The sequence below is a fragment of the Streptomyces sp. NPDC007162 genome (assembly GCF_040634175.1).
GTDB lineage: Bacteria > Actinomycetota > Actinomycetes > Streptomycetales > Streptomycetaceae > Streptomyces.
Genome location: NZ_JBEYFC010000479.1, coordinates 1 through 6,889, shown reverse-complemented (window position 1 = coordinate 6,889; position 6,889 = coordinate 1). Strand labels below are relative to the sequence as shown.

At 72.2% G+C, this 6,889-nt stretch carries 7 protein-coding genes; 2 read left to right on the top strand and 5 right to left on the bottom strand.

Translation table 11 applies throughout. The annotated features are described in order from the left end of the window. Window positions 1-169: 169 nt before the first annotated feature. The 4 genes from ABZ646_RS36650 to ABZ646_RS36635 form a co-directional block, all read right to left on the bottom strand. Window positions 170-1,153, bottom strand: coding sequence for an aldo/keto reductase (locus ABZ646_RS36650; RefSeq protein ID WP_360528988.1), 984 nt, complete (start codon window positions 1,151-1,153; stop codon window positions 170-172). A 175-nt stretch (window positions 1,154-1,328) separates the two neighbouring features. Next, on the bottom strand, window positions 1,329-1,916 hold the full coding sequence (locus ABZ646_RS36645; RefSeq protein ID WP_360528985.1) for a TetR family transcriptional regulator: 588 nt from the start codon (window positions 1,914-1,916) through the stop codon (window positions 1,329-1,331). Continuing rightward, window positions 1,913-3,484, bottom strand: a complete 1,572-nt coding sequence (locus tag ABZ646_RS36640) for an MFS transporter (protein WP_360528982.1) — start codon at window positions 3,482-3,484, stop codon at window positions 1,913-1,915. The genes ABZ646_RS36645 and ABZ646_RS36640 overlap by 4 nt, the downstream gene beginning before the upstream one ends. Before the next feature lie 99 nt (window positions 3,485-3,583). Beyond that, a complete protein-coding gene (locus ABZ646_RS36635) occupies window positions 3,584-4,774 on the bottom strand; it encodes an FAD-dependent monooxygenase (RefSeq protein WP_360528991.1) in 1,191 nt (396 codons plus the stop codon). A gap of 345 nt (window positions 4,775-5,119) precedes the next feature. Between ABZ646_RS36635 and ABZ646_RS36630 the strand changes: the two genes are divergently transcribed. Together ABZ646_RS36630 and ABZ646_RS36625 are read left to right on the top strand one after the other, a co-directional pair. Then, the gene (locus tag ABZ646_RS36630) at window positions 5,120-5,518 is read left to right on the top strand and encodes a tyrosinase cofactor (RefSeq protein WP_360528979.1); all 399 of its coding nucleotides are present in this window, start codon (window positions 5,120-5,122) and stop codon (window positions 5,516-5,518) included. Window positions 5,519-5,553: 35 nt separating this feature from the next. Beyond that, window positions 5,554-6,384, top strand: coding sequence for a tyrosinase family protein (locus tag ABZ646_RS36625; RefSeq protein WP_360528976.1), 831 nt, complete (start codon window positions 5,554-5,556; stop codon window positions 6,382-6,384). Between the two features lie 13 nt (window positions 6,385-6,397). Here the strand turns inward: ABZ646_RS36625 and ABZ646_RS36620 are convergent. Then, window positions 6,398-6,889: RNase H family protein (locus ABZ646_RS36620; protein ID WP_360528973.1), on the bottom strand; the 492-nt coding region annotated here is incomplete at its 5' end.

Here is a 6,889-nt window from a genome sequence, read left to right as displayed (position 1 = left end):
GTGAGGCTCTGTGCCTGCGCCTCGGTGCGCCCCTCGTTCAGGGCGTGCCGTCTCGTGGCGCCCTCTCCGCGTCTCCTCGTCCGTCATGGAGTGCGTGTAACCCTCCGCCCGTTCGTTCAAACGGCCCGGGCCGGGAGCCGCGGGGCGTCCGCTCCCGGCCCTGCGGGCCCTACCAGCGGCTCTCCACCTGGTCCTTGATCCGGCGGTCGTACAGCTCCCGGATGGCGGTGACCGTGTCCGCGGGCAGCGGCGGGAGCTTGGCGGCGGCCGCGTTGGCGCGGGCCTGCTCCGGGTTGCGGGCGCCGGGGATCACCGTGGTCACGCCGGGCTGCTCGATGATCCAGCGCAGGGCGAGCTGGGCCGGGGTGTACCCCTCGGGAGCGAGGGCGGCGAACTCGGCGGCGGCCTCCACGCCCGTCGCGTAGTCGACGCCGGAGAAGGTCTCGCCCTGGTCGAAGGCCTCGCCGTGCCGGTTGTAGGTGCGGTGGTCGTCGGCCGCGAAGACGGTGTCCTTGGTGTACTTGCCGGACAGCAGACCGGAGGCGAGCGGCACCCGCGCGATGATGCCGACGCCGGCCTCCCGGGCGGCCGGCAGCACCTCGCGCAGGGGCTTCATACGGAACGGGTTGAGGATGATCTGCACACTGGCCACACCCGGGCGGGCGATCGCGGTGAGCGCCTCGGCGCAGGTCTCGACGCTGACACCGTAGGCCGCGACGCGTTCCTCCTCGACCAGGGTGTCGAGGGCGTCGAACACCTCGTCGGTGGAGTAGACCGGGGTGGGCGGGCAGTGCAGCTGGACCAGGTCGAGCCGGTCGACGCCGAGGTTGCGGCGCGACCGGTCGTTCCACGCGCGGAAGTTGTCGAGGACGTAGTTCTCCGGGATCTGGTCGACCCGGCGGCCCATCTTGGTGGCCACCAGGACGTGCAGGTCCTGCCTGGTGCGCAGGAAGGTCGCGATGGTCTGCTCGCTGCGGCCGTCACCGTACACGTCGGCGGTGTCGAAGAAGGTCACCCCGGACTCGGCGGCCGTCTCCAGGACGGCCAGCGCCTCCTTGTCGTCCACCTCGCCCCAGTCGGCGCCGAGCTGCCATGTGCCGAGGCCGACGACCGATGCCCACTGTCCCGACCTGTCGATTACGCGTTCGTCCATGGCAACAGTCTGTCATCCGCCACCGACAACGGTGTCACGTGCCGGTCCGGCCGCGGCCGCCGCGTACGGGGACGAGGTCTGGGACGAGGCGGCGGCGACGCTGGACCGCCTGGACCCGCACCGGGTGTTCGGCAACGGGTTCCTGGACCGGTTGCTCGTCGTGCGGCCCCCGGGGCTAGGGGGTCAGCTGGGCCTGGACGGCCGGGCCGTAGCGGTCGGCCGTGTCGGTGATCGTGGCCTCGCGCAGGCGTGGGCCGCGGGCGATGCCGTACATGACGCCCAGGCCGATGAGCTGGGCTACGGCCAGTTCGGCACGCAGGCCGGGGTCGGGGCCGGTCAGCCTGGCGGCGAGGGCGTCGACCACGTGGGCGCGGAAGTTGGCGCGCAGCACGTCGCCCTGATCGCCGTGCAGGGGGGCGAAGGCGATCCGCAGCAGGGGGTCGGCACCCCGGTCGCGCTGGCTCTCCAGGACGTGCCGGACCATGTGCCGGCCGAGTTCGTCCAGGGGTGCGGCGAGGAGGGCGGCCGCGTCCGTGTCGAAGGACATCACGCGGGCAAGGAGGCTCTCCTTGTTGCCGAAGTACTTGAGGACCAGCGGTGCGCTGACCCCGGCCCGTTCGGCGACGTCCCTGAGGGTGATGTCGGCGTGCGCGTGCCGGGCGAGGAGGTGGCGGGCGGCCTGGAGGATGGCCGCCTTGGTGGCCTCCGCGTCCCGGCGGGCGGGCGCGGGCGGGCTGCCGGGCCGACTGCTCACGGCGCTCACGCTCCCGCCGGCGCGCTGCCGCGGGCGTCCTCGGCGTGACCTGCGGCGGGCGGGCTGCCGACGGACGCGCCGCTGTCCTGGGCCCGGTCGCCGGGGACGGCGTCGCCGGCGCGCTTGTCGCCGGGAGCCTGGTCACCGGCGGGAGCCTTGTCGCCGGGTATGGACAGGGCCGCGGCGCTGGCCGCCAGGGCGACGGCGCAGGCCATCGCGAAGGCCAGCAGGTAGCCGTGCAGGGTGGGGACCGGGGCGCCGCCGACGAGGCTGGTGTGATGGGTGAGGACGGCGGCCACGGCGGCGCTCGAGGCGGCCTGCCCGATGGTGCGCATCAGGACGTTGACGCCGTTGGCGGAGGCGGTCTGGCTCGCCGGGACGGCCCGCAGGATCAGGGTGGGCAGCGCCGAATAGGCCAGGGTGGTGCCGGTGGCGACGACGGTGGCGCCCAGGATGATCATCCAGAGGTCGCGGCTGTCGGCGATGCGCAGCACGTAACCGCAGGCGATGACGGCGGCGCCGAGGGCGAGGGTGACGCGCGGGCCGCGGGCGGCGGAGATCCGCGCGGAGACCGGGGAGAACAGCAGCATGGTGACGCCGCCGGGGAGCAGACACAGTCCGGTGGCCACGATCGACAGGCCGAGGCCGTATCCGGTGGCCTTGGGCGCCTGCACCAGCTGGGCGGTGACCAGGGAGTTGGCGTAGAAGGCGAACCCGGTGAGCAGGGCGGCGACATGGGACAGGCCGACCCGGGGCCGGGCCACCAGGTGCAGGTCGACCAGCGGCCGCTCGGTGCGCAGTTGCTGCCACCACCACAGGGCCAGCACCAGCACGGCGGCGGCGAACAGACCCAGCACCGGCGGGCTGCCCCAGCCCCACTGGCCGCCCTGGGAGACGCCGAGCAGCAGACAGGTCAGGGCGACGGCCAGCCCGAGCGCGCCGAGCACGTCGAACCGGCCGGGTTCGCGCACCGGGGACTCCCGGACCGCCCACCACACGCCGGCCACGCCGAGCACGCCGAGGAGGCTGGTGAGCCAGAACATGGTGTGCCAGTCGTAGTACTGCACCACCAGCGCGGCCAGCGGCAGGCCCAGCGCGGCGCCGATACCTACGGTCGAGCTCATCAGCGCCACCGCCGATCCCCGGCGCTCGGGCGGCAGTTCGTCACGCAGGATGCTGATCGACAGCGGCACGACGGAGGCGGCGGCACCCTGCAGGGCGCGGGCGGCGATGAGCACGGCGATGTCCGACGACAGGGCGCACATCACCGAGCCCACGGTCATCAGGGCGAGGGCCCCGGTGAGGACCCGCCGCTTGCCGTACATGTCGCCGGCCCGGCCGAGCACCGGGGTGAGGACGGCCCCGGCGAGCAGGGTCGCGGTGACCGTCCAGGAGACGGCACCGGCCGAGGAGTGGGTGAGCCCGGGCAGGTCCGGCAGGAGCGGGACGACCACCGTCTGCATGACGGCCATGAGGATCCCGCCGAAGGCCAGGACCGGGATCGTCAGCCGCTCCCGCAACGGGGGCGGTGCGGCGGACGACTCCGACGGGCCGGCTGTGGGGACGGGCTGGTCCATCGGCACTCCTGCGGGCGACGCGAAGAATCAGGTGAATCTGAATTCACCTTATCGGGTGAATGGCTTTTCACCCAACGCGCGTCCCGAGCAGTACGGCTGCTAGGACCGCACGTGCAGGGCGCGTGCGGCCCGTGGTCCGAGCCACCGCTTGAACCGGCGCAGCACCTCCAGCCGTCCGGCCGCCTTGTCGAGGCCGTAGTAGAGCTGCGGGGGCACATAGGGCAGCAACGGCGAATGGCGCTGGCCGAGCAGGGCGAACATGCGGTGCGGGGGCAGGCCGATGTAGCGGGGCAGGTTCTCGTACCACTGGGCACTCAGCCGGGCGGCGCTCTGGGCGGAGAGCAGTTCGGACCGGCGCTGCCGCTCGTAGGCGGCGAGGGCCTGCGGGACGGCGCCGTGGTCGCGCAGGGCGGCGGCGAGGCACATCGCGTCCTCCAGAGCGAGGGTGGTACCGGCGCCGATGGAGTAGTGGGTGGTGTGGGCGGCGTCGCCGAGCAGCACCAGGTTGCCGTGGTACCAGCTGCGGTTGGTGAGGGTGCGGAAGGCCGGCCAGGCGGCGGAGGAGCCTCCGATCAGCGGACGGCCGTCCAGGACGCCGGCGAACAGCTGCTCCAGCAGGGCCAGTTGACCGGCCTCGTCCCTCGCGTCCAGACCCAGGCCGGTCAGGGTCTCGGGGGCGCACTCGATGACGCAGGTGCTGTGCTCGGCGTCGTACGGGTAGCCGTAGCACCAGACCCAGCCGTGGGCGGTCTCGGCGAAGGCGAAGGTGAAGGAGTCGAAGACCTGGGTGGTACCGAGCCAGACGTAGTGGTTGCGGCCCTCGGTGGCCTGCGTGCCGAAGTGGTCGGCATGCCGGGTGCGCAGGGCGCTGTGGATGCCGTCGGCGGCGACGACCAGGTCGGCGGCGGGGAGGCGTTCGGGCGTGATCTCCGACTCGAAGTCCAGCCGTACCCCGAGCGAACGGGCGCGGTCGGCGAGGATCTCCAGCATCCGGTGGCGGCCGATGCCGTGGCCCGGGTCGCCGGGCTGCCGGGCGATCCGGTCGCCGACGTGGGCGACGCCCTGGTTCCAGCGCACCGAGCTCTCCTCGATCGCGCGCGCCGACTCGGGGTCGTGCGCGTGCAGCCGGTCGAGCAGGGCGCGCCAGTACGTGACGCCCCAGCCGTAGGTCGAGCCCTCGGGGTTCCGTTCGTGGACGGTGATGTCGTGGGCCGGGTTTTGCCGCTTGAGCAGGATCGCGAGATACAGGCCGGCGGGCCCGCCTCCGACACAGTCGACCTTCACGCACACACCCCTGGGATTCACCGAACGTGGTCAATTGGCACCGCAGGGTAGCAGCGCGCCCGCGTCCGGCCAGGTTCGCGAATCGCGCCAGATTGACGCCGTGAGCCACGCCACCCGGACGGCGGACCGGCGCCAAGGATCGACGGAAACAGCCCCGGCCCGAGCAAGGAATTTCCCGTTCCGGAACCACGCAAGCCCTTACCCCAACAAGATCATCTTTGTTAAATCTTGTATGACATGTAGTCAATTGTCCTGATCGCAGCCAACCCGATCCGGGCGATTTCCCCCACCGGGAAACCGGCGGATAGGCATACGGAGTCCTCACCCGCACCCACCACAGGAGGCATCCGTATGCCCTCACTCACCCGCCGTCGCGCACTTACCGCGGGGGCCGTACTGGCCACCGCCGCCGGTGTCCAGACACTCCTCGCACCCGGCGCCTCGGCCGCATCCCACTCGCACGGGGGATCCCTCGAACCCTTCGACGAGATCTACAAGGGCCGCCGCATACAAGGCCGTCCGAACGCCATGGACGACGGCATGGGCGGCATGGGCGGTCACCACCACGGACACGGCGGCGGATACGCGGTGTTCGTGGACGGGGTGGAGCTGCACGTGATGCGGAACGCCGACGGCAGCTGGATCAGCGTGGTCAGCCACTACGACCCGGTCGCCGGCCCGCGCGCCGCCGCCCGCGCGGCGGTCGACGAGCTGCAGGGCGCCGCGCTGCTGCCGTTCCCCGCCAACTGACCGCACCCGCAAGGAATCCCGGAGCCCCGAGCCACATGACCGTACGCAAGAACCAGGCCGCCCTGACCGCCGACGAGAAGCGGCGGTTCGTCGCCGCCGTCATCGAGCTGAAGCGCAGCGGGCGTTACGACGACTTCGTGCGCACGCACAACGCCTTCATCATGTCCGACACCGACGACGCCGAGCGCACGGGCCACCGTTCGCCGTCGTTCCTGCCCTGGCACCGCAGATTCCTGCTCGACTTCGAACAGGCCCTCCAGTCGGTGGACCCCTCGGTGGCGCTCCCCTACTGGGACTGGAGCACCGACCGGACCGTCCGCGCCTCGCTGTGGGCGCCCGACTTCCTGGGCGGCACCGGGCGCAGCTCCGACGGGCGGGTGACGGACGGGCCGTTCGCCGCGGCGAGCGGGAACTGGCCGGTCAACGTCCGTGTGGACGGCCGTACTTATCTGCGCAGGTCGCTCGGGACGGGAGTGCGCGAACTGCCGACCCGGGCCGAGGTCGACTCGGTGCTGGCCATCGCGACCTACGACATGGCGCCCTGGAACAGCGCCTCGGACGGCTTCCGGAACCATCTGGAGGGGTGGCGCGGGGTCAATCTGCACAACCGGGTCCATGTCTGGGTCGGCGGCCAGATGGCCACCGGTGTCTCCCCCAACGACCCGGTGTTCTGGCTGCACCACGCCTTCATCGACAAGCTGTGGGCCGAGTGGCAGCGCCGGCACCCGCAGGCTTCGTACGTACCGGGCGGCGGCACACCGGACGTGGTGGACCTGAACGAGACGATGAAGCCGTGGAACGACGTGCGGCCGGCCGATCTGCTCGACCACACGAGGTTCTACACGTTCGACACCGCCGCGGCCTGACCGGGAGCCCTGATCAGGCCTCCGCGGTACGGCACTCCGGGTGGCCCCAGCCCTTCGCGTTCTTGGTGATCGGCTCGCCGGCCGCGTACGAACGCCCGCACAGGCAGCGGCCGGGGAACTTCGCCTTGATCGTGCGGGCGCCGGCGGCGGAGCCGGCCGTCTTCTTGCGCGGGGCCGCCTTGCGGCGCGGGGCCGCGGCGGAGGCGGCGGACGTCGGCGACGGCGGCGGCACCGGGGAGCCGAGGGCGCTGCCCGCGGCTTCCTGGACCGTGGCCGCCTGGCTGGCCGCGCGGTCGGCGAAGTCGTTGAGCGGGTCGCCGTCCACCTGGTGGGCGGGGACGTAGCGGAAGTCGACCGTGCGGCCGTCGAGGAGTTCGTCGATGCGGACGACCAGGTCCTGGTTGGCGACCGGCTTGCCGGCGGAGGTCTTCCAGCCGTTGCGCTTCCAGCCGGGCAGCCAGGTCGTGACCGCCTTCATGGCGTACTGCGAGTCCATCCGGACTTC

Bases quoted from the DNA above. Each gene is read 5' to 3' on its own strand.
- ABZ646_RS36650 (WP_360528988.1), bottom strand. From the start codon at position 1,153: ATGGACGAACGCGTAATCGACAGGTCGGGACAGTGGGCATCGGTCGTC.
- ABZ646_RS36640 (WP_360528982.1), bottom strand. From the start codon at position 3,484: ATGGACCAGCCCGTCCCCACAGCCGGCCCGTCGGAGTCGTCCGCCGCA.
- ABZ646_RS36630 (WP_360528979.1), top strand. From the start codon at position 5,120: ATGCCCTCACTCACCCGCCGTCGCGCACTTACCGCGGGGGCCGTACTG.
- ABZ646_RS36625 (WP_360528976.1), top strand. From the start codon at position 5,554: ATGACCGTACGCAAGAACCAGGCCGCCCTGACCGCCGACGAGAAGCGG.